Genomic DNA, 21,540 nt, shown 5'->3' with positions numbered 1-21,540 from the left:
CAGGTGAAGCTATGGTCCCCTAGGCGCTTCATTGTCATTGCAATAGTGCTCATCATGCTCAGCTTGCTGATGTTCGGGACAAGTGCTGCATTTGCCTCATCTGAACACAATTCTTCTGCTGGTGCAGGCAGCGTACAAGCCACTCCGGTGGATCAAGGCATTACGCAGGATTGGATGGAGAAGCAGGCGAGTGAACTAGCGACAAGTGAAGTGGAGGAATACTGGCAGGACCTGTTGGACAAGTATGGAGGCTTTTTCCCAAGAGATTCGCTGCCAAGCTTTGCGGACCTTATTCTTCCTGGCGGCGAGAGGCTGACGATGGAGAATGCCTTAAAAGCACTTGGAGGCTTCATGCTTCAAGAGGTGCTGTTAAATGGAAAGCTGATCGTTACGATCGTCATTTTAGCAGTCTTCAGCATGGTGCTTGAAACGCTGCAGGCAGCCTTTGAACGCAACGCAGTTAGCAAAATTGCCTACTCTATTTCTTATTTGGTCATCATCATATTGGCCATCAACAGCTTTAACATAGCCATTGGCTATGCGAAGGACGCCATCACCAGCATGATCCACTTTATGATGGCGATGGTGCCGCTTCTGTTCACCTTGCTAGCCTCTCTAGGCAATGTCGTTACTGTATCCGTGCTTCATCCTCTGATCATTTTTATGATTCATATTATCGGAACCTTGATCTATATGGTAGTCTTCCCGCTGTTGTTCTTTTCCGCAGTACTTCATATCGTCAGCACGATTACGGACAAATACAAGGTAACGCAGCTTGCTAATTTGCTGCGCAACATCAGTGTGGGGCTCTTAGGGGTATTGCTTACCGTATTCCTTGGCGTCATCTCCGTGCAAGGGGTGACAAGCTCTGTTACGGACGGAGTGGCATTGAAGACGGCGAAGTATATTACCGGCAATTTCGTGCCGGTCGTCGGAAGGGTATTCTCGGACGCTACGGATACCGTGATATCCGCGTCCTTGCTTGTGAAGAATGCCGTAGGCCTCACAGGGGTTATCATCTTGCTGTTTCTATGTGCGTTTCCAGCGATCAAGATTCTCGCGCTTTCCCTTATATACAATGTATCTGCTGCCATCATGCAGCCCCTTGGCGACACACCAGTCGTCGGCTGCTTGAAGACGGTCGGGAAGAGCATGATCTATGTATTTGCAGCGCTTGCAGCGGTTAGCCTCATGTTTTTTCTTGCCATCACGATCTTGCTGACAGCAGGCAATGTCACCGTTATGATGCGTTAGCTTGCAGGAAGGAGGCCTGTTATGAGCTGGTTAAGCCAGTGGTTAAAAGAAATCATTATGGTCATCCTGCTTGCGACCTTTATCGATCTGCTGCTGCCTAATCGATCCATGCAGCGCTACGTCAAGCTGATGCTGAGCCTTATTATTCTCTTGATTCTGTTAACGCCGATTATGAAGTTGTTCCATGAGAATATTGCGGAGGATGTCGCTAATGAGTGGAATAAGGCGGCAATGGAGACGACAAGCGCTTTTACCTCCTTAACGGCCATTGAACGTGAAGCGGCCAAGCTTACGGCAAAGCGAGAGGAGCAGGCGCGTCAATTCGCGGCATCACAGCTTGGCTCTAACATGAAGGGACATGTGAATGAGATGCTTCAAGCTTCGGCATGGCCAGAAGATGGATCGTCCCAGTCTGGTGACATTCCTGTATTTGTGCAGCAAGGACTGTATGCTGAGACGGAACGTGTGGAAGTGAGATTAATGCAGGCTGCAGGAAAACGAGAGCCTGCAATTGAGAAAATTGTCGTTTTTTTGAATGTGACAAAAGGTTCTCCCTCTCGACAAGCAGGTGATTCTGACGAGGCCTCTTCTTCATCAAATGAAGTTGACCCTGTGCAGGCTGTGCCAAAGATAGATATCGGCTCGACCTCCGTCAGCGACTCGAAGCAAGAACAAATAGTCAACATGACTGCTCAGGAAGCGCGTGCTCAGGTTGTTAAAGAGACGGAGTCTCTAATTATCAAAGCGCTTACGACACAATGGCTCGTACAGAAAGATCAGATTGCATTTGTGTGGGATGAGAAAAAATGAATGATTTTTGGACAAACCAGTCATAAATCTGGACAAGTCGCGTATAGGTGAATTAAGGACAAGGTAAAGCCCGTCCATCATACTCTAATAAGGCGGTTGATGAAGGTGGCGAAATGGCTGCAAAAAATGGAATCCATCATCGGCGGCGGGGAGGGCGGATCCAAAAGAGTGCAGTCATTTCGGTGGCTGCTTCTGCTAGGCCTCGTTGGTGTCGGTCTTGTGCTCTTTAGCTCATTGAACCCGCTGCAAGGAGCAGGGAATCTCTTGAAGGGCAATGAAGGACGTGAACCTCCAACTATGAATACATCGCTGCCAGCAGGTGTTGATGGGTCGCCGGGTTCACAACCAATGGGAGTTTTTGAGATGATCGAGAATTCGTTTGAAACAAGAATTCGGTCCATTCTTGAAGATGTTGTTGGTGTGGGTCAAGTGGAAGTAATGGTAACGATTGACTCCACAGAGGAGTTGGTCATTCAGCGCAATATGAAGGATCAGCAGCAGGTTACCGAAGAAACGGATGCGAATGGCGGCAAGCGCCATATTACGCAGTACTCGCGAGATGGGGAAATCGTCATGGTAGAGACGCCAGACAATAATGAACCGATCGTCACGAAGCGCATTAAGCCAAAGATCAGAGGAGTTATCGTCGTTGCCAAGGGTGCAGAAAACCAAACCGTAAAACAGTTCATAACCGATGCGGTAGAAAAAGGACTGAACGTGCCTGCCTATCGAATCTCGGTCGTACCGCGCAAGGTCGCGGAATAATTGCTCTAAGCATAAGGAGGGTATTCACGAATGAATACAAAAAGACAAACGATCTGGTTAGTTTCGATGCTTAGCTTGATGGTAGTATTGTCCGCCTATTATTTGTTTACAGAGGATACAAACCCAAGCAAAACGGCAACCGGCAACAAGACGCAGACGGAAACCATGGTCAAGGATCATGCTACTGAAGTCGGACAAACCCAAGCAGGAGACATTGAGATTACAGAGGTATCAGGCACGACCGAAGATGGATTGAGCCAAGATCAAGCTGCAACGCAAGAAGCGAACTCTTCTGAGAGCACAGAACCATCATCAGGTGCAGCAAGCAAAGAAACCATTACCCCTGAAGATCAAGCCGTGCTGGACGAAGCGGAGGCTCAAGGTGTAATGAAGCGCAGCACAATTGAGGGCCTGCAAATGGATCGCAATGAGAACTATCAAAAAGAAATGGAGCGCTTGCTTGGCATCATCAATGACGCCGACAATATTAACGGCAAAGAGCTCTCGCAGGCGTATGATGAAATGTCAAATCTGGATGATCGGGAACAAAAAATTACGAGTCTCGAAAATGAGCTGCAAGCGCAATTCGACAGCGCCGTCATTACTCAGGAAAATGACAAGTTCAAAGTGGTCGTACAAAGTCCGAAGCTAGAAGTGAAGGAAGCTGTCGGAATTATGGATAAAGTGATGAAAGAGCTCAATGTAACGCAGGATAAGATCAGCGTTCAATACGTATCGGAATAAGCGCTCTAGAGCCCAGTCCAAACTGGGCTCTTTCCATTTGTTCCGATTATGATATAATACATACGTCTATATTGAGTTTGTACATTCTAGGTTATGTTGTGAAGGATCTGTACAACTTGCATCCGTCGCGGTGCATCCTGATCCACAAGAGCTGCTGTACGAGCTGGGGAGACATGCTATCGTACGATTGGGCAATGATGCTCAGGCAGCGCTACTTGTGATACATACGGTCAAGAGGAGTGAATGAATTGTTCAAAATAAGTGAGATTAAAGAGCTCATCAAGCTATTAGATCAAACCTCGGTTCATGAGTTAGAGGTGGAGAATGAAGGATTCCGCCTGTCGATCCGCAAACCAGGCAAAACCGAGGTGGTTGCTGTTCAAGCGTCACAGCCAGCACCTGTGTATTCGGTTCCTCAAGCCGTTCCGGCGGTACAAGCGACACCAGCGCCAGCTGCAGCAGAGACAGTTGCAGCACCAGCGAAGGAAGATAGCGATGCAGGCTTGCACCAAATCGTATCTCCAATGGTGGGCACATTCTATTCAGCGCCATCCCCTGACTCTCCTTCCTATGTACAAGTTGGGGACAAGGTAAACGAGAAATCGATTGTTTGCATTCTTGAAGCGATGAAGCTGATGAATGAACTTGAAGCGGAAGTCAAAGGCGAGATCGTAAAGGTTCTCGTTGAAAATGGTCAATTGGTTGAGTATGGACAACCCCTGTTCTTGGTTAAGCCTGAATGAGGCAGCAGGAAAGATGCTTTACATAAGCCAAGGGAGGGTGAAAGATGAAGTTTCAAAAAATTCTGATCGCCAATCGCGGTGAGATTGCCGTGCGCATCATTCGTGCATGCAAAGAGCTGGGCATTGCTTCTGTTGCTGTATACTCAGAAGCAGACCGCGATGCGCTTCACGTCCGTCTTGCGGACGAAGCATACTGTATTGGGCCAACAGCGTCCAAAGACAGTTACTTGAACTTTACGAATATTATGAGTGTCGCTACACTAACAGAATGTGATGCTATTCATCCAGGGTACGGCTTCTTGGCAGAGAATGCAGACTTTGCTGAGATCTGCAGCTCCTGCGGCATTACATTTATCGGACCATCCGCTGATGCCATTGAGCGCATGGGTGACAAGTCTGTAGCGAAGCAAACGATGAAAGATGCAGGAGTGCCTGTCATTCCAGGCTCCGACGGTCTTGTTGAAGATCTGGAAGATGCGCTCATGATTGCGCGCGACATTGGCTATCCTGTTATCATAAAAGCTACTGCCGGCGGCGGCGGCAAAGGGATTCGCATAGCTGAAGACGAGGCGTCTTTAATTAAGCAGATGTCTCAAGCACAGCAAGAGGCGGAGAAAGCCTTTGGCAATGCTGGCGTCTATCTTGAGAAGTTCCTGACAGGAATGAAGCACGTCGAGATTCAGATCGTAGCGGATAAGCATGGCAACGTCATTCACCTTGGTGAGCGTGATTGCTCTGTTCAACGCAGACGTCAAAAGCTTGTTGAAGAAGCGCCATGTCCGGTCATCAGCGAGGACATCCGTCAAGCGATGGGCGAGGCAGCTGTCAAGGCAGCGCATGCTGTTCATTACAGCGGCGCAGGCACGCTGGAATTCCTGCTGGCCCCAACTGGTGAATTCTACTTCATGGAGATGAATACGCGTATCCAAGTGGAGCATCCTGTAACGGAAATGATTACAGGCATCGATATTATCAAAGAGATGATTATGGTTGCTCAAGGCACGCCATTGTCTGTGACTCAAGACGACATCGTTATTGATGGCTGGGCAATTGAATGTCGAGTGAACGCAGAAGATCCATCCCGCAACTTTATGCCTTCAGCAGGTCAGATCTCATTTTATCTGCCTCCAGGGGGCTATGGCGTTCGTGTGGACTCAGCTGCTTACCAAGGATACACAATCTCTCCGCATTATGATTCCATGATTGCGAAGCTGATTGTATGGGCGCCTACTCGTGAGGAAGCCATTGAACGAATGAAGCGTGCACTATCGGAGTTTGCCATTGAGGGGATCCATACCACGATTCCATTCCATATGCGCTTACTGCAGCATCCAACCTTTATTCGAGGCGACTTTGACATTAAATTCCTAGAAGAGAATGAGGTATAATCGCTGGAAATCACCACTCGTTTGTCATAAGCAACAGGCAAATGATATAGTATGGATTAATAGGTGGACAGGATTAGCTATGAAGATGAATACAGTAAAGGAGATGGAATAAGGATGAGTGAAATTATGATCCCTGATTTCGAGCGTACTGATCTAGGCAATATCCAGATCGCACCTGAGGTTATCGAAATTATTGCAGGTCTTGCAACGATTGAGGTAGAGGGTGTGGCTGGCATGAGCGGCGGCTTTGCTGGCGGCATTGCTGAGTTGCTCGGGCGCAAAAATCTTTCCAAAGGTGTAAAAGTAGAGGTAGGTCAACGCGAAGCTGCGGTTGATGTATCTATTATTGTGCTGTATGGCAACCCAATTCCTGAGATTGCTTCGAATATTCAAAGCAATGTGAAGCGCTCCATTGAGATGATGACAGGGCTTCATGTCATTGAGGTTAACGTGCATGTACACGGTGTTCACTTCAAGTCGCAAGAGAAGCTGGAAGAGCCGGATTCTTCTCGCGTTAAATAATGCTGGATGTGAGAACCCCCTCCATATGGCAGGGGGTTACTGCAATTCAACAAGGAGGCGCGACTATTGAGCAGAATATTCGATAGACTGCTGTTATTTATATATAGCTTGGCGGTTGGCGTGCTGTCTGCAGCGCTGATCATTTTGGCGACAGGATTAGTGCCTGGGAAGTTCGTGGCACCGGCATGGCTGCCTACAGCTTTAATTGTAGTAGCATCCATACTGTTTATTCTAAGCGTTCGTTTCTTCTACGTTTCACTTCGCCGTGAGCGCACTTCCCTCCATTCAATCGATCAGCGTACAGAGATTGGCGATATTCGCATTTCGATGGAGACGGTAGAGAATATTGCTTTGAAGGCAGCGGCGCGAGTGCGTGGAATGAAGGATCTTAAAGCTCGTATTAAGGTGAATGAAGCGGGTCTTGATATTACGATTCGGGCTGTAGTGGATGGGGAAACGTCCATACCTGCAATGACTGAAGAAGTTCAACGCAATGTTCGAGATTATGTTCATGAGATTACAGGCATTCCGGTGTCGAATGTGTCTGTGTATGTTGCGAACGTCATTCAAACTCAGACCTTTAAGTCACGCGTTGAATAGGTGGTGAACGTTCCATGTGGAAGCAGTTATGGGAGAGCCATGGAGGGCGCATCATCGGAATAATCGCTGGATGTGCGCTTGGCATTCTATACTTAATCGTAGGCTTTTGGAATATGCTGTTCGTTGCGCTTCTCGTATTTATCGGGTATACCTTTGGGAAGCACAAAGATCTGAACTTAGGGCCGGTATTTCCTCTGCAGCAGATAAGAATGTGGTTATCTGAGCGTTGGAGATGGCTTAAGTAATCCTATGCAGGCTCCGAACGACTGCGTCATCCTCGGACATCCGATGGAGTGCTCGGGGTACATGCATAGGATTTTTTCGTTCAAAAGGCTACAATACAAATGAAATGACATGTAAATGATCGCAGGAGGTCAACAATGAAAAGACGTATCGCTAGAGAAATGGCCATTCAAAGTCTGTATCAGATGGAAATGAACGGCGTTAATCCTGAACAGGCTGTTGAAATGGTCATGGATGAAGCGAAACAAGAAGAAAGCGAGATCAGCAGCGTGCATGAGCGTGAAGCGAAGGCGATGTTTGATCATGTCGTAGCATGGGTCAGCAAGACGTGGGAAGAGCGAGCAGCTATCGACGAGCGCCTGGCGCTATATTTGAAAAATTGGCAGGTGGATCGTTTGTCGAGAGTCGATCGCCAGATTCTTCGTTTTGCGGCTTACGAGCTGATGCACCGCGAAGATGTACCGCCGAAGGTCGCTGTTAATGAGGCGGTTGTACTAGCAAAGCACTTCGGTACAGACGAGTCCGGCAAGTTCGTGAACGGCGTACTTGGACAAATGCTTCGCGAGTTTGAAGCTCAAGGGACAAGCCTCGAGCAATCGGCAAAAGAATTAGGGCAGGAAAGCAAGGAGTAAGTCGAATAACAATCCACATTCCATCATCACATCAATACCATGCGTCAAGCTTTCTCATCCATAATTGCGTTCATAGGGCACAAGATTGCGTTGTAAATGAATGCTAAGCAGGTAAGGGATGAGCTTATCACATAAACTCGGGGGAGATCATGATGTCAGAATTATTGTTAAGCGGTAAGGATGTTTCTCAAGCGATTCGCGAAGAGATCAAGCAAGAGGTAGAACGCTTAAAGGCAGTGAATCTGCAGCCAGGTCTTGCAGTTGTGCTTGTCGGAGAAGACCCGGCATCGCAAGTGTATGTTCGCAATAAGCATAAGGCATGTCTTGAGCTCGGCTATTATTCCGAGGTTCATCGCTTGCCGGAAGATACGACTGAAGAACAACTGCTTGAGTTGGTTCACAAGCTGAATGAGCAAGAGACTATCCATGGGATTCTCGTTCAACTGCCACTGCCTGCTCAAATTCATGAGAAAGCCATCATTGACGCCATTGCCGTACACAAGGATGTTGACGGCTTCCATCCTGTTAGTGTAGGAAATATGGTTCTGGGCGATGATTCCTTGCTTCCATGCACCCCTGCTGGCGTAATCGAGATCTTGAAACGCTATAATCTCGAGATTGCAGGCAAGCATGCTGTCGTAATTGGACGCAGCAACATTGTAGGCAAGCCAGTATCCTTATTGCTTCAACGCGAGAATGCTACTGTAACGATGTGCCACTCGCGCACGAGCAATATGAAGGAGCTGACACAGCAAGCGGACATCCTGATCGTTGCGATTGGAAAAGCGAAGTTCATTGATGCATCATATGTGAAGCCAGGCGCGGTTGTAATAGATGTGGGCATGAATCGTTTGGATAATGGCAAGCTTGCCGGCGATGTCGACTTTGACTCTGTTCGAGAGCTCAGCAGCGCGATTACCCCGGTTCCAGGCGGCGTTGGCCCAATGACCATTACAATGTTGATGCATAATACCCTAAAGGCAGCAAAACGGATTCATCAGATCGAAGTGTAACAGGGGAGGATAACATGGCACGAACGGGTGAGGACCGGATCATATCCGTCAAAGAATTGAATCGGTATATCCGAATGAAGCTGGATGGCGATGATCTTCTTCAGAGCTTCTGGCTGCGCGGCGAGATCTCTAACTTCACGCACCATTCAAGCGGACATATGTACTTTACATTGAAGGATGCAGACAGCCGTATTCGAGCCATTATGTTCGCTTCGAGCAATCAGAAGTTAGCCTTTCGTCCGAAAGAAGGCATGCGCGTGATTGCTCGGGGCCATGTTACCGTATTTGAACGCGATGGCCAGTATCAGTTCTACGCCCAGCACATGCAGCCTGATGGGATTGGAAGCTTGTATCTTGCTTATGAGCAGTTGAAGCGGAAGCTGGATGAAGAGGGACTTTTTGCAGAAGAGAGAAAGCGCAAGGTTCCTGCCTTTCCAAGGGCCATCGGTGTTGTCACCTCACCGACAGGAGCTGCGGTGCGCGATATCTTGACCACCCTGCAGCGACGCCATCCTTCTGTGCCTGTACTGCTTGTTCCTGTTCTCGTTCAAGGCAAGCAGGCATCAAGCAGCATAGCAGCTGCCATTGAGCAGCTGAATCGTCATGGTCAAGTCGACGTTATTATTGCAGGTCGAGGCGGAGGATCATTAGAGGAACTGTGGGCATTCAATGAAGAAGCGGTTGCGAGAGCCATGGCTGCTTCGAGCATTCCAATCATATCTGCGGTTGGACATGAGACGGACTTTACGATTGCTGATTTTGTTGCGGATCTGCGAGCTCCGACACCAACTGCTGCTGCAGAGTTGGCAGTACCGCATCAAGACGATATGAGGCAGCATCTGGAGCATCTGCGCAGACGAATGGCCCGTGGAATGGAACGGCTAGTTGCTGTGCAGCAGGAACGGCTGCTTCGTGCTGAGCAATCTGCTGTACTGCGAAAGCCTAAGCAAAGCGTCATGATTCATAGGGAACGTCTTGAACGTTTGAAAGATCGGCTTGCCGCTAGAAGCCGGACAGTCATTGAACGCGCTTCGATGGAGAAAGAACGCCTGACTGCCCGTCTTAAGGAGCAATCTCCATCTCACCAAGCCAAGCTGGCCCGCAGCAAGCTGGCTCAGCACACCAAAGATCTCAAGGTGATCATGAACGGGCGATGGAATCAGCACCAAAGAGAGCTGCATCTTATGATGAAGCAGCTGGATGCACTCAGCCCATTGAAGGTAATGTCGAGAGGCTACAGCCTTGTGTATGATGAACAGGATACGACGCTAATTCGAAGTTTATCTCAGGTTGATCTGGGAGATATCGTTCATGTTAAGCTGGAGGACGGTCAGCTGGATTGTCAAGTATGGTCGATGAAAGGAAGAGACAAGGATGAGTCATGAGCCGACAGAGATTCAACAATTATCATTTGAAGCTGCAATGGAGCGACTAGAGCAAATCGTTGAGCAGTTAGAAAATGGGGATGTGCCTTTGGAACAAGCAATTGAGCTCTTCCAAGAAGGAATGCTTCTCTCTAAATCCTGCAATACTAAGCTCAGCCAAGTCGAGCGTAAGATTGAAATGCTGACAGAAGAGAATGGGGAATGGATTCAAGCGCCGTTCCAGGTGGAAGCAGGTGATCAAGGTGAGTGAAGCGTCTCTTTCCTCGTATCTAAATGAGCTGAAAGACGAGATCGAAGCAGCGCTCCCTAAAGCATTCCCGACGTCTTGGTTTGTTCCCGAACCTCTAAAGGAAGCTGTGCTCTATTCTCTTATGGCAGGCGGTAAGAGGCTTCGTCCCATCTTTGTAATGGCCGCCTGTGAGAGCTTGAAGGGCAATCGCAAGGCAGCCCTGCACGCCGCCTGCGCTGTTGAGATGATACATACCTACTCTCTTATCCATGATGATCTGCCGGCAATGGACAATGATGATTACCGTCGTGGAAGGCTTACCAATCATAAAGTGTATGGTGAAGCTACAGCCATTCTTGCGGGCGATGCTTTGCTCACGCATGCTTTTTATTGTGTCAGCCAGATTAGCAGTGAAGCGAATGTGCCAGCAGAGGTTATACTGAAGATTACTTCCGAACTGGCTCAATATGCAGGGATGAGCGGCATGGTAGGCGGACAGATGGCCGATATGAATGGAGAACAGGGCCTAACATCCATTGAAGAACTTGAATATATTCACCAGCATAAGACAAGCGACTTGATTGTATTTGCTCTTCGAGCAGGCGCTATGATCGGAGGGGCCTCTGAGAAGCAGCTTCATGCCTTGACCGCTTATGGACGCAAGCTAGGCCTAGCCTTTCAGATCCAAGACGATATTCTCGATATCGTTGGTGACGAAGCTGTGATTGGCAAACCTAAGGGCAGCGATGAGAAGAGTGGAAAGGTAACCTATCCTTACTTTATCGGATTAGAGGCGTCCAAAGAAGCAGTGGAGCGGTTGACTCGCGAAGCCAAGGAAGGCGTGATCCAAGTGGATCTTCCATATGCTGCGCGCCTGCTAGAGCTGGCTGATTTTTTGATGAATCGCGATCATTGATCGATAAGCGTGATTTTTCGTAAATTATGTTATAATAATGCCCATGTAGAATGGAATGATAATGTTCATTATCACAAACCACCTATCATTCATGATGCCTAGTGAGGTTTGATCCTTTCTGTTAAGGCTATAGACGGAATGAGGAAAGCGAGGGAATTCCCGTGCTGCTCGAACAGATAAATCAACCAAGTGATCTGAAGCGGCTTAAGGTAGAGCAACTGCCAACGCTTGCTCAAGAAATAAGACAATATTTAATTGAACAATTATCTGCAACTGGTGGACATCTAGCACCGAATCTTGGTGTAGTCGAGCTCACAATTGCCCTTCATTACATGTATAACAGTCCTGATGATAAGTTCTTGTTCGATGTTGGGCATCAGGCCTATGTTCATAAGATATTAACGGGTCGCAAGGACCGCTTCCATACGCTTCGCCAATATCAAGGTCTATGTGGGTTTGTTAAGCGCTCGGAGAGCGAGCATGATGTATGGGAGGCTGGACACAGCAGCACCTCCTTGTCGGCTGCTATGGGAATGGCGCTTGCCCGAGATTATAAGGGTGAGAGCAACAAAGTAGTGGCCATCATTGGCGATGGTGCCTTGACTGGCGGCATGGCGTTTGAGGCTTTGAACCATATTGGGCATGAGAAGAGCAATCTGATGGTCGTTCTGAATGACAATGAGATGTCGATTGCGCCAAATGTTGGTGCGATGCATAACTATTTGTCCAAAATTCGATCGGATCGTACCTATGTGAAGGCAAAGGAAGAGCTCGAACAGCTTCTCAAGAAAATCCCAGCGATTGGCGGGAAGCTCGCAAAGACAGCGGAGCGTGTAAAAGACGGTTTCAAATACCTTGTCGTTCAAGGAATGCTGTTTGAAGAATTTGGTTTTACTTATTTGGGACCTGTCGATGGCCATGATGTCAGCAAGCTGCTGGAGACGTTCGAGCAGGCCAATCGAGTAGAAGGTCCTGTGCTTGTACATGTCATGACGACAAAAGGAAAGGGCTATTCGCCTGCCGAGGCTGATTCGCACAAGTGGCATGGAATTACACCTTATAAGATTGAATCTGGCCAAGTGATGAAGGCTGTCGGCAATCCGATGTACACCGAGGTATTTGGCAATGTGCTCATGGAGCTTGCAAGCCAGGATGAACGAATTGTAGCCGTTACACCTGCAATGCCAGGCGGTTCTGGGCTGCTCAAGTTCGCAGAGAAATTCCCAGGCCGGATGATCGATGTCGGCATTGCGGAGCAGCATGCTGCGACGATGTGTGCCGCTCTGGCAATAGAAGGGATGAAGCCTATCTTTGCGGTATACTCGACCTTCTTGCAGCGCGCTTATGATCAGGTCGTGCATGACATTTGCCGTCAGGATGCCAATGTCATCTTTGCCATTGACCGAGCGGGCTTTGTTGGGCCTGATGGAGAGACCCATCAAGGGGTGTACGATATTGCCTTTATGCGTCATATTCCAAATATGGTCATGATGATGCCGAAGGATGAGAATGAACTTCGCCGGATGATGAAGACGGCTGTTGATTATAATGAAGGGCCGATCTCTGTTCGCTATCCTCGGATTAATGGCACAGGGGCTGTCATCGATCAAGAACTGACCCCGATACCAATCGGTCAATGGGAGATCGTGCGAAAAGGGGACAGTGCCGCCATTCTGGCAATTGGCCCGATGATTCCAGTTGCGGAGGAAGCGAGTGAATTGCTCAAGCGCGAGGGCTTGAATATTCGAGTCATTAATGCGAGATACATCAAGCCGTTGGATGAAGAGATGCTGCTGCAATTGGCAAAAGAGCATCTGCCGATGGTTGTGCTTGAAGAAGCATGTCTTGCAGGCGGGCTTGGAAGCGCGGTATTGGAGTTCTATGCAACCCATCATATCTTCAACCAGATCGTATATCCAATTGGGGTTCCGGATTATTTTGTTGAGCATGGAAGCATTAAGGAACAACGGGCTGAGGCTGGATTAACCGCAGAGCATCTTGTTGAGGAAATGAGAGCGCTGCTGTATTCTCGAGGGGATAATCGCTTAAGTCGAGCATAGCAGCCATATAGACAGGAGTTAAGGCATGTCAACTTCGAAAGAACGCATTGATGTCTTGCTGGTCGAGCAGGCTTACTTCGAGAGCCGTGAGAAAGCCAAGGCCTCGATTATGGCAGGATTAGTGTTCGCCGATGGCGAACGTATTGAGAAGCCTGGGATGAAGATCCCGCGGGCAGCTGAGATTACGGTGAAAGGTGCGCCCCATCCTTATGTGGGCAGAGGCGGCCTTAAGCTGGAGAAGGCTATTCGCACATTTGAGCTTGATATGGACGGCATTACGATGATGGACATCGGCTCTTCAACGGGAGGCTTTACCGATTGCGCGCTTCAGCATGGTGCAAGTCTCGTCTATGCTATAGATGTGGGCTACAACCAACTGGATTGGTCTCTTCGCAATGATGAGCGTGTCAAGGTCATGGAGCGTACTAATTTCCGATATGTTGAGCGTGAGCACTTGGATGGTCCGACGCCAAATATGGCGACGATCGATGTCAGCTTTATATCGTTGAAGCTGATTCTCCCACCGCTCAAAGCCATTATTGCGAAGCCGGGCACGGTCATCGCCTTGATTAAGCCGCAATTCGAAGCAGGCAGAGACAAGGTTGGCAAGACTGGAGTAGTCAAGGACCCAAACACGCATATTTCGGTACTGCGTGATATTTTGGATTTTGCCGCAGATATGGGCTTTGAGCTTAAAGGACTAACGTATTCTCCCATCACAGGCGGAGAAGGAAATATTGAATTTCTAGCTTATTGGCAGGTTGTTCCTATAGAGGGGCAATCATCTGAACCGCAAGCAGCCTACGTATCCCGAGATAGGATTGATGACGTTGTTACAGAAGCGAATCGAACCTTTCGTTCCGTGTCTTCATAAGCGTCTTAGCTAAGCAGCAACCAAGAAACTCACTCCTCTAGGGTGGGTTTCTTTTGGCGTAAAGCCAGTAGTTCCTACCAACCTACAGGGCAGGTGTTGGATAAGCAATGTTTAACGAGGGAATAGTGCTTATATTGATCATCGTCATTGCCGTGATCTGGGTAGTCGTGTTTTTCTATCGCTCGCTTTACCGAGAAGAGCCGCTGGAGCAGCTTTTTTTGTCTGAATATTACGTTCATGATGAAGAAGTCGAGATTCTGCTTGAGAAAGAGGGCTTTGAGATTATTGGCGGGAAGTTCCATGTGCCGATGTCTTTTTATCTAGATGACAGTGAAGAGCTCCCGAGCAGATTGTGGGTTGATCTAGTGGCGCAGCAGGAGGAACGATGGTATGTGGTTCGTATTGCTCGTGAGCGCATGCAGTTGGACTGGAATGCTGCTGGACTGAGAAAGCAATGGCTTCCTTACTTTTACGCTTTTCCCGATGCTGACGGCGTGCTTGTGGTGAATCTGGCGGAACGAAGTGTAAGGTTGATCCGTATGGAAGTAGGAGAGCCTGCATCAACTAGCGAATGAATGTTTTTTCATTGCTGTTAACAGAAGTAATCCTAACAAAGATCGTGTAAAATAAACATAACAAACCAATTGATGAATTGACTTGGAGGTCCGTATGAAGGGACAAAGGCATATTAAGATTAAAGAAATTATTATGAACAACGATATAGAGACGCAAGATGAATTGGTCGATTCCTTGCGCAAGGCAGGTTACCATGTGACTCAAGCCACCGTCTCTCGCGATATGAAGGAACTGCACTTGATTAAGGTGCCGATGAATAACGGAAGATATAAATACTCCCTTCCGATCGATCAGCGCTTCAATCCCGCTCAAAAATTGAAGCGGGCGCTGCTGGATGGATTCGTAAGCATCGATAGTGCGGAGAACCAAGTCGTAATCAAATGCCTGCCGGGAACAGCTAATGCCATTGCCGTGCATATGGATTCCTTGGAATGGAACGATATCTTGGGTACGATCTGCGGAGATGATACCATCCTGATGATCTGCAGATCCAAGGAAAAGACAAAGCAAGTCATCGACCAAGTGATGGGCTACATGTCCTAATTTGGGAACAGTTTGGGAGGGGGACCCGAATGCTAGCAGCGCTAACGATACGCCAACTGGCCGTTATTGAATCGGTACAGCTTTATTTTCATCAAGGCTTTCATGTATTAACTGGGGAGACAGGAGCAGGGAAATCAATCATTATCGATGCTCTTAGCTTAGTCGCGGGTGCAAGAGGGTCAGCAGACTTTGTACGATATGGCTGTGATAAGGCTGAGGTTGAAGCCGCATTTGATCTAGATGTAGATCATCCTGTATGGGATACAATCGAACGCCTTGGTCTAACGGCCTCTAGGGATGAGATGCTGATTATTCGTCGTGAGCTAACGGCTCAAGGCAAGAGCTCCTGCCGCTTGAATGGACATATGGTCAATCTGACTATGCTTAGGGAAGTGGGAGAAATGCTGATCAACATTCATGGACAGCATGAGCACCAATCCCTTTTGCGTGTAGACAAGCACTTGAATTGGCTTGATGCTTATGGCGGCGAAGCTTTGTTAGAAGTGAAGCAATCATACCGAAACGAATATAACCGATATGTCGGCATCAGAAAAGAAGTCGAGCAGTTGAAGCAGACGAGTCAGCAAACGTATCAGATGCTTGATCTTTATCGTTTCCAGATTGATGAACTATCATCCGCACAGTTAAAAGTTGGCGAGGACGAATGGCTGCAGGAAGAGAAGCGCAAACTATCCAATGCAGAAAAACTAATGGACCATGTAATTGGAGCGTACGAACGCCTGTATGGAAATGGCGCGATGGAGGCGGTTACGGTTGCTGTCGATCGAATGGAGCAGATTGTAAACGTCGATCCTGAGAAGTTCCAGCCCATTGTTGAGCAGCTCAATAATGCTTTTTATCAGCTGGAGGATGCTGCTTATCAGCTGCGCGACTATCGGGAACAGATTGAATTTAATCCTGAACGTCTTGCTGATATTGAAGACCGCCTTGATCTCATTACATCTCTTAAGCGTAAATATGGTTCAACAATTGAAGACATGCTGAATCATCTTGAGCATATTCAAGCCGAGGTGGAGAAGCTTGAGAATAAAGATGATCTCATCCATAAGCTTGAGCAGCAGGAAGCAGAACAGCTAGCACGCTTAACGAAGCAAGCGAAGGCCCTCTCTCAATTGCGCAGAATGCTGGCAGATGAGCTTACTGTGAAGATTGAGCAGGTGCTTAAGGATCTTCAGATGGAGCGGACACGCCTTGGCATTCGCATAGATCGCCTGCAGGAGTCAAATGGCGTTGAAGTAGATGGCTTGGAAACAAAATTCACGAAGCAAGGCTTTGATGATGTGGAATTCCTCATCTCGCCCAATCCTGGCGAGCCTTTGCGGCCACTGCATAAGATCGCCTCTGGCGGTGAATTATCACGAATAATGCTTGCTCTAAAAACCATTTTTGCCGAGGTGGACCGAATTCCTGTCATTATATTTGATGAAGTGGATACTGGAGTAAGCGGACGTGCGGCACAAGCTATCGCAGAGAAGCTGTCGCAGGTTGCTGCAAATGGACAAGTGTTTGCGATTACGCACCTTCCTCAGGTAGCTTGTATGGCAGATCATCAGTATTATATCGAGAAGCAGGTAATCGATGAGCGGACCTCCACTAAAGTACGAGAGCTTAATGAAGCTGGACGTGTGGAAGAGCTTGCGCGCATGCTGGGCGGAGTTGAGGTGACCGAGAAAACGTTCCATCATGCACAGGAAATGCTTAAGTTGGCGGAACGTCAGAAAGGTGCGTAAATCAAGGGATTGAGGAATCATTTTCACTTATAAAACAGGGGGGTCAAGGTTACCTTAAAGTTACGATTTGAGGGGGGTGCCCCTTGAAGTCGGTAGCCTCACTGCAAAGGAGTGAATCACCTTTGAACCCCAACTTGAAACGACTGTTAGGACTTGTGCTTGTCATCATGATTATTGTGGGCTGCACAACGACCCCATTCCGCACTTATGCTGCTTTACCAAGCAAGTTGCGATTATTTGAAGGTCAGCAAAAGCAATTGAGTCTAGGTGTTCCTGTCATGGCAAGCGCCAAGGTGGATCATCCGGACATCCTGCAAGTAAATGGAGTAAAGTCCGCTTCGCTCGATGTTATGCCTAATCGTCCAATATCCCTTTCTTCACAGCGGGCAGGACAAGCAGAACTTAAGCTTAAGCTCTTCAATCGTATTCCTTTAAAGACGCTTAAGGTCAATGTGGTGCCTGATCTCAAGGTCATCCCAGGCGGGCAGACCATTGGGGTAAAGGTAAAGTCTGATGGTATTCTGGTCGTAGGTCATCATCTCGTAAATAATGGGGAAAACGAGAAAATTTCTCCAGGCGAAACGGCAGGCATCCAGCTCGGCGATCTTATCGTCAAGATGAATGGACAGAAGATCCAAGATGTGTCTCAGGTAGCTGATGTCGTAAAGAAAGCGGGCGAATCGAATCGACTGCTTGATTTAACGGTAAAAAGAGGCAAACAGCAAATCAATGCAAAGCTTAAACCTGCGTATGATGTTGAAGATAAACTATGGAGGCTTGGCTTGTATATTCGCGACTCTGCTGCTGGTGTCGGTACCTTGACTTTTTATGCTCCGGATCAAGGGGTATATGGTGCATTAGGTCATGTCATTACGGATATGGACACTCAAACTCCGATCGTTGTAGGAAAAGGAGAAATTTTGCAATCCAACGTAACTTCGATCTCTAAGAGTCAAAATGGCGAGCCGGGTGAAAAACGAGCTAATTTTGTCAAAGAAAGCCGTGTCCTCGGCAATGTGGAGCGCAATACACCGTTTGGCATTTTCGGCAAGATGACAGCGAATCCCGATCATAGTCTGTTCACGAAGCCTATTCCTATTGGTTTTAATGAAGAAGTGAAGCCTGGTCCAGCCGAGATCTTGACAGTCGTTAACGGCCAGCAGGTTGAACGGTTCAAGATCGAGATCGTTCATGTCACAAGACAATCCTCCCCCGCAACGAAGGGCATGGTAATACGAGTAACCGATCCGCGGCTGCTCGAGAAGACAGGTGGCATCGTACAAGGGATGTCAGGCAGTCCGATTATTCAAGACGATAAATTAATCGGAGCTGTTACGCATGTCTTTGTTAACAATCCGAGCTCAGGTTATGGGTGCTTTATTGAGTGGATGCTTCAGGATGCCGGCATTGTCTTGTCAGAAGCCGAATGGAATGAGCAAGGAAAGGTTCACAGCATGCGCGTGAACCTTTCTTCATTTGTCGAAATGAAGCGAAATGTTGAGAATGGTGTAGTTTTTTAAACAAATTAATTATTATAATCGTTTTATTCAAAAAAATAAAGAAAAAAATCATAAAAAATGATTTCGACAGAAGGATTTTTATTTGGGGTGTCGAATAACATGATCAGAGAACGAAAATTAGAAATTCACCATGCTTCAACGAAGACGTGTTGCGAAACTTGTTTAAGGGAGGATCCTAAGTGCAAAAGATTGAGGTATTATTAGCGGACGACAACCGAGAATTTACGAACCTGTTATCGGATTTCTTGACCGAACAAGAGGATATGGCCGTTGCTGGCATTGCTTATAACGGTGAAGAGGTGCTGCAGTTCCTGGAGCAAGCAGACAGAATCCCTGACGTTCTAATCTTGGACATCATCATGCCGCATCTGGATGGGCTTGGTGTGCTGGAGCGTCTTCGTCAGATGGATTTGTCTCCTCAGCCTAAGATCATTATGCTGACCGCATTTGGTCAAGAGAGCATTACGCAGCGTGCAGTACAGCTTGGTGCTTCGTATTACATATTGAAGCCGTTTGACATGGAGGTCCTGGCTAACCGAATTCGTCAATTGGCAGGCACGAGTGTCGTGCAAGCCACAAGCAGCAGTGCGAACAGCTTCATGTCCAGCATCATTAAGTCAAATGTCGTGCCGATGGCGAAAACGAAAAATCTGGATGCCAACATTACCTCAATCATTCATGAGATTGGCGTTCCTGCTCATATCAAGGGATATCAATACCTGCGTGAAGCGATTACCATGGTGTACAACAATATTGAGATTCTCGGCTCCATTACGAAGACATTGTATCCCGCAATCGCGGAAAAGTACAAAACGACGCCTTCTCGCGTTGAACGCGCCATTCGCCATGCGATTGAAGTTGCTTGGACCCGCGGCAACATCGACAGCATCAGCCGTCTATTTGGCTACACGATTAATATCAGCAAGTCTAAACCAACGAACTCGGAGTTCATTGCGATGGTAGCGGATAAGCTGAGAATTGAGCATAAAGTATCCTGATGCCATGCAAAACAAGGGATCTAACTTTTGGCTAACGATTGTTTGACTAGCAATTCTCAGGATCTGCTGCAAGCATATCGTCAAGTATGATGAAAGCCATGATGATACCATTGGACCTTTTCTCTTAACCTCCACTTTGATCACGGATTGATCTTCTTGCTGAGCATTTTCTCGCTGGCTAGCACAGTGAGGCTTGTGCAGATATTGATTCCAGTGAATCCTCGCATTTCTCACAGTTATGTTGTATACCATACACGCCTATTCAATGCCAAGACTTTCGTTGAATAGGCGTTGTTTATTTTAGTAAGGGAAGAACGCATAGCATATGCTTAATTCTAACTGAACTTCATGCTAAATGAATCATTATGCCTCGACGCCAGTTGCGCCGAGGTTATTTGCGTGAAACAATATAGTCCAATTTCAAATCCAAGCAAGGGCAGGCCCAAATTAGTTAGGGACGTCTGTCAGAGAGGTTAGTAGTAAAAAATGACGTGAATTGCAGCGTTTACTACGTCATAGCTTCATGAAATTTGACATTTCTTTGAATCTCGGCATTAGAACCTTGTCAAGGCACCGCATTAAGGTACAATGATGAAGCCCCTCAGTATTCAAACATAAGGAAATGCTTGAGATGCTTCGCGCTTGATTTGGTCGAAACAGGTATGGAGATGCTATAAGAACATCATGAAGACGCAAGAAAGTAGGTTTTTGAATTGAATGAGTATTTATTTCCGATCAAGATCGCACTGTTTACTTTTCCGATTGCCGCCTTTTTTCTAACCCTTCCATTTCTCATCATCCAGTATAGAAAATATGGCTATGTCAATAAATACCGAGCTTTTATCCTTTATTCTTTGTTGCTGTATGCGATGTCAGCATACTATCTGGTCATTCTGCCGCTGCCGGCGAATGTGAACAATTGTACGACCCGAGAAGCGCTTACGCATTATATGCAGCTTCGACCATTCACTTTTATATCCGATACGTTAAAAGAAACCAGAGTCGTCTGGAGCGAACCAGCCTCGTTCATGCATCTATTTAAGGAACGGGCCTTTTTACAAGCATTGTTCAATATCTTTTTAACGATCCCAGCGGGGGTATATCTTAGATATTATTTTCGTAAAGGGCTTGGCGCGACCCTTTTGTTTTCCTTGGGCCTGTCCTTATTCTTCGAATTGACGCAGCTGACGGGCCTGTATGGCATTTATCAGTGCCCTTATCGTTTATTTGATGTGGATGATCTGATGCTTAACACGCTTGGTGGTATTATCGGATACTGGATCACGCCTATTCTGGCTGCTTTCTTGCCGAAGACAGAGAATCTAGATAAGGACGTGGAACTGGACAAAATGACGGTAGGCTTTATTCGAAGAGGTATTGCCTATATTTTCGATAATATCATAATTGGAATTGCAACCTCGATCTTGTCAATGATTGTCTCAGCAAGCTCAGCTGTAGTGCTTCAGACAACAGACATAGGATCATTGGAAAAATCTTTTATTAACGCCTTTAGCTTCGTGATCGTGATCATGATCTACTTTATGGTTATCCCTACGGTGACGGGAGGGCGGACGTTGGGCAAATGGATCACACGCATTCATGTTATCGCAGACCGTCGGGAAGGAGAGCTGCAAGAAATTACCTTTATGGATCTCGTCAAGCGGTACGCTTTATTGTATTACGGTGTTTACGGGTTATTTTCCCTTATGGCATGGGTTGCCAACTATGGGGAACTTCCCGCATACGCGGATGTTGCCTTGCTGCTAGTGCGAGCCGTGTTTGTATTTGTTCTTGGCGCGTATTTTGTGATTCAACTGTTCAGGGGAAATAAAATTTTATTTTACGAGCGGGTTAGTGGAACCAGAAATGTGATTACGTTAAGGGAAGAGATGGAGGATCATCAGGGTACATCGAGCTAAATCGTCTGTTCAAATGAAATATGCGCTTGCCTTCACCATTTTCTTTGTCCTCGAC

General features: G+C 47.2%; 22 protein-coding genes. All 22 read left to right on the top strand.

Annotated features, from left to right (window positions below):
* The first annotated feature begins 3 nt into the window (after positions 1-3).
* The 22 genes from spoIIIAE to B9Y93_RS07960 all read left to right on the top strand — a co-directional run bounded on the left by spoIIIAE (position 4) and on the right by B9Y93_RS07960 (position 21,485).
* Positions 4-1,254 (top strand): stage III sporulation protein AE, encoded by a 1,251-nt coding sequence (gene spoIIIAE / locus B9Y93_RS08065; protein ID WP_244903314.1) that lies wholly within the window; start codon positions 4-6, stop codon positions 1,252-1,254.
* A gap of 21 nt (positions 1,255-1,275) precedes the next feature.
* On the top strand, positions 1,276-2,064 hold the full coding sequence (spoIIIAF, locus tag B9Y93_RS08060; protein ID WP_085493773.1) for a stage III sporulation protein AF: 789 nt from the start codon (positions 1,276-1,278) through the stop codon (positions 2,062-2,064).
* A 99-nt stretch (positions 2,065-2,163) separates the two neighbouring features.
* Positions 2,164-2,829, top strand: a complete 666-nt coding sequence (gene spoIIIAG / locus B9Y93_RS08055) for a stage III sporulation protein AG (protein ID WP_085493772.1) — start codon at positions 2,164-2,166, stop codon at positions 2,827-2,829.
* 30 nt (positions 2,830-2,859) lie between these two features.
* Positions 2,860-3,573, top strand: a complete 714-nt coding sequence (locus B9Y93_RS08050; RefSeq protein WP_085493771.1) for a SpoIIIAH-like family protein — start codon at positions 2,860-2,862, stop codon at positions 3,571-3,573.
* Between the two features lie 248 nt (positions 3,574-3,821).
* Positions 3,822-4,316, top strand: a complete 495-nt coding sequence (accB, locus tag B9Y93_RS08045) for an acetyl-CoA carboxylase biotin carboxyl carrier protein (protein WP_085493770.1) — start codon at positions 3,822-3,824, stop codon at positions 4,314-4,316.
* A 44-nt stretch (positions 4,317-4,360) separates the two neighbouring features.
* Complete coding sequence (gene accC / locus B9Y93_RS08040) at positions 4,361-5,704, top strand: acetyl-CoA carboxylase biotin carboxylase subunit (protein WP_085493769.1); 1,344 nt, start codon at positions 4,361-4,363, stop codon at positions 5,702-5,704.
* 114 nt (positions 5,705-5,818) lie between these two features.
* On the top strand, positions 5,819-6,226 hold the full coding sequence (locus B9Y93_RS08035; protein ID WP_085493768.1) for an Asp23/Gls24 family envelope stress response protein: 408 nt from the start codon (positions 5,819-5,821) through the stop codon (positions 6,224-6,226).
* Positions 6,227-6,292: 66 nt separating this feature from the next.
* A complete protein-coding gene (gene amaP / locus B9Y93_RS08030; protein ID WP_085493767.1) occupies positions 6,293-6,826 on the top strand; it encodes an alkaline shock response membrane anchor protein AmaP in 534 nt (177 codons plus the stop codon).
* A gap of 14 nt (positions 6,827-6,840) precedes the next feature.
* Positions 6,841-7,071 (top strand): DUF2273 domain-containing protein, encoded by a 231-nt coding sequence (locus B9Y93_RS08025; RefSeq protein ID WP_085493766.1) that lies wholly within the window; start codon positions 6,841-6,843, stop codon positions 7,069-7,071.
* Between the two features lie 135 nt (positions 7,072-7,206).
* Positions 7,207-7,701, top strand: a complete 495-nt coding sequence (nusB, locus tag B9Y93_RS08020) for a transcription antitermination factor NusB (protein WP_085493765.1) — start codon at positions 7,207-7,209, stop codon at positions 7,699-7,701.
* 152 nt (positions 7,702-7,853) lie between these two features.
* On the top strand, positions 7,854-8,714 hold the full coding sequence (gene folD / locus B9Y93_RS08015; protein ID WP_085493764.1) for a bifunctional methylenetetrahydrofolate dehydrogenase/methenyltetrahydrofolate cyclohydrolase FolD: 861 nt from the start codon (positions 7,854-7,856) through the stop codon (positions 8,712-8,714).
* 14 nt (positions 8,715-8,728) lie between these two features.
* The gene (gene xseA, locus B9Y93_RS08010; protein WP_085493763.1) at positions 8,729-10,099 is read left to right on the top strand and encodes an exodeoxyribonuclease VII large subunit; all 1,371 of its coding nucleotides are present in this window, start codon (positions 8,729-8,731) and stop codon (positions 10,097-10,099) included.
* Positions 10,089-10,349, top strand: coding sequence for an exodeoxyribonuclease VII small subunit (gene xseB, locus B9Y93_RS08005; RefSeq protein ID WP_085493762.1), 261 nt, complete (start codon positions 10,089-10,091; stop codon positions 10,347-10,349). The genes xseA and xseB overlap by 11 nt, the downstream gene beginning before the upstream one ends.
* On the top strand, positions 10,294-11,244 hold the full coding sequence (locus tag B9Y93_RS08000; RefSeq protein ID WP_085493761.1) for a polyprenyl synthetase family protein: 951 nt from the start codon (positions 10,294-10,296) through the stop codon (positions 11,242-11,244). The genes xseB and B9Y93_RS08000 overlap by 56 nt, the downstream gene beginning before the upstream one ends.
* A 161-nt stretch (positions 11,245-11,405) precedes the next feature.
* Positions 11,406-13,304, top strand: a complete 1,899-nt coding sequence (dxs, locus tag B9Y93_RS07995) for a 1-deoxy-D-xylulose-5-phosphate synthase (protein WP_085493760.1) — start codon at positions 11,406-11,408, stop codon at positions 13,302-13,304.
* A 25-nt stretch (positions 13,305-13,329) separates the two neighbouring features.
* Positions 13,330-14,178, top strand: a complete 849-nt coding sequence (locus B9Y93_RS07990) for a TlyA family RNA methyltransferase (RefSeq protein ID WP_085493759.1) — start codon at positions 13,330-13,332, stop codon at positions 14,176-14,178.
* A 107-nt stretch (positions 14,179-14,285) separates the two neighbouring features.
* Positions 14,286-14,753: a hypothetical protein gene (locus B9Y93_RS07985; RefSeq protein WP_085493758.1), complete on the top strand. Its 468-nt coding sequence runs from the start codon at positions 14,286-14,288 to the stop codon at positions 14,751-14,753.
* Positions 14,754-14,847: 94 nt separating this feature from the next.
* Positions 14,848-15,297, top strand: a complete 450-nt coding sequence (ahrC, locus tag B9Y93_RS07980) for a transcriptional regulator AhrC/ArgR (RefSeq protein WP_085493757.1) — start codon at positions 14,848-14,850, stop codon at positions 15,295-15,297.
* 29 nt (positions 15,298-15,326) lie between these two features.
* On the top strand, positions 15,327-17,048 hold the full coding sequence (gene recN / locus B9Y93_RS07975; protein ID WP_085493756.1) for a DNA repair protein RecN: 1,722 nt from the start codon (positions 15,327-15,329) through the stop codon (positions 17,046-17,048).
* 122 nt (positions 17,049-17,170) lie between these two features.
* Positions 17,171-18,568 carry a SpoIVB peptidase gene (gene spoIVB, locus B9Y93_RS07970; protein ID WP_085493755.1) on the top strand — a complete coding sequence of 466 codons (1,398 nt, stop codon included), beginning with the start codon at positions 17,171-17,173 and terminating at the stop codon, positions 18,566-18,568.
* A 179-nt stretch (positions 18,569-18,747) separates the two neighbouring features.
* Positions 18,748-19,566 carry a sporulation transcription factor Spo0A gene (gene spo0A / locus B9Y93_RS07965; RefSeq protein ID WP_085493754.1) on the top strand — a complete coding sequence of 273 codons (819 nt, stop codon included), beginning with the start codon at positions 18,748-18,750 and terminating at the stop codon, positions 19,564-19,566.
* A 713-nt stretch (positions 19,567-20,279) separates the two neighbouring features.
* Positions 20,280-21,485: a VanZ family protein gene (locus B9Y93_RS07960; RefSeq protein WP_085493753.1), complete on the top strand. Its 1,206-nt coding sequence runs from the start codon at positions 20,280-20,282 to the stop codon at positions 21,483-21,485.
* Positions 21,486-21,540: the final 55 nt, after the last annotated feature.

It is taken from the genome of Paenibacillus aquistagni (assembly GCF_900177815.1).
Classification (GTDB): domain Bacteria; phylum Bacillota; class Bacilli; order Paenibacillales; family Paenibacillaceae; genus Paenibacillus_B; species Paenibacillus_B aquistagni.
Note: the sequence above shows the minus strand (reverse complement) of the source record. Positions and strands in the feature narration are given on the sequence as shown.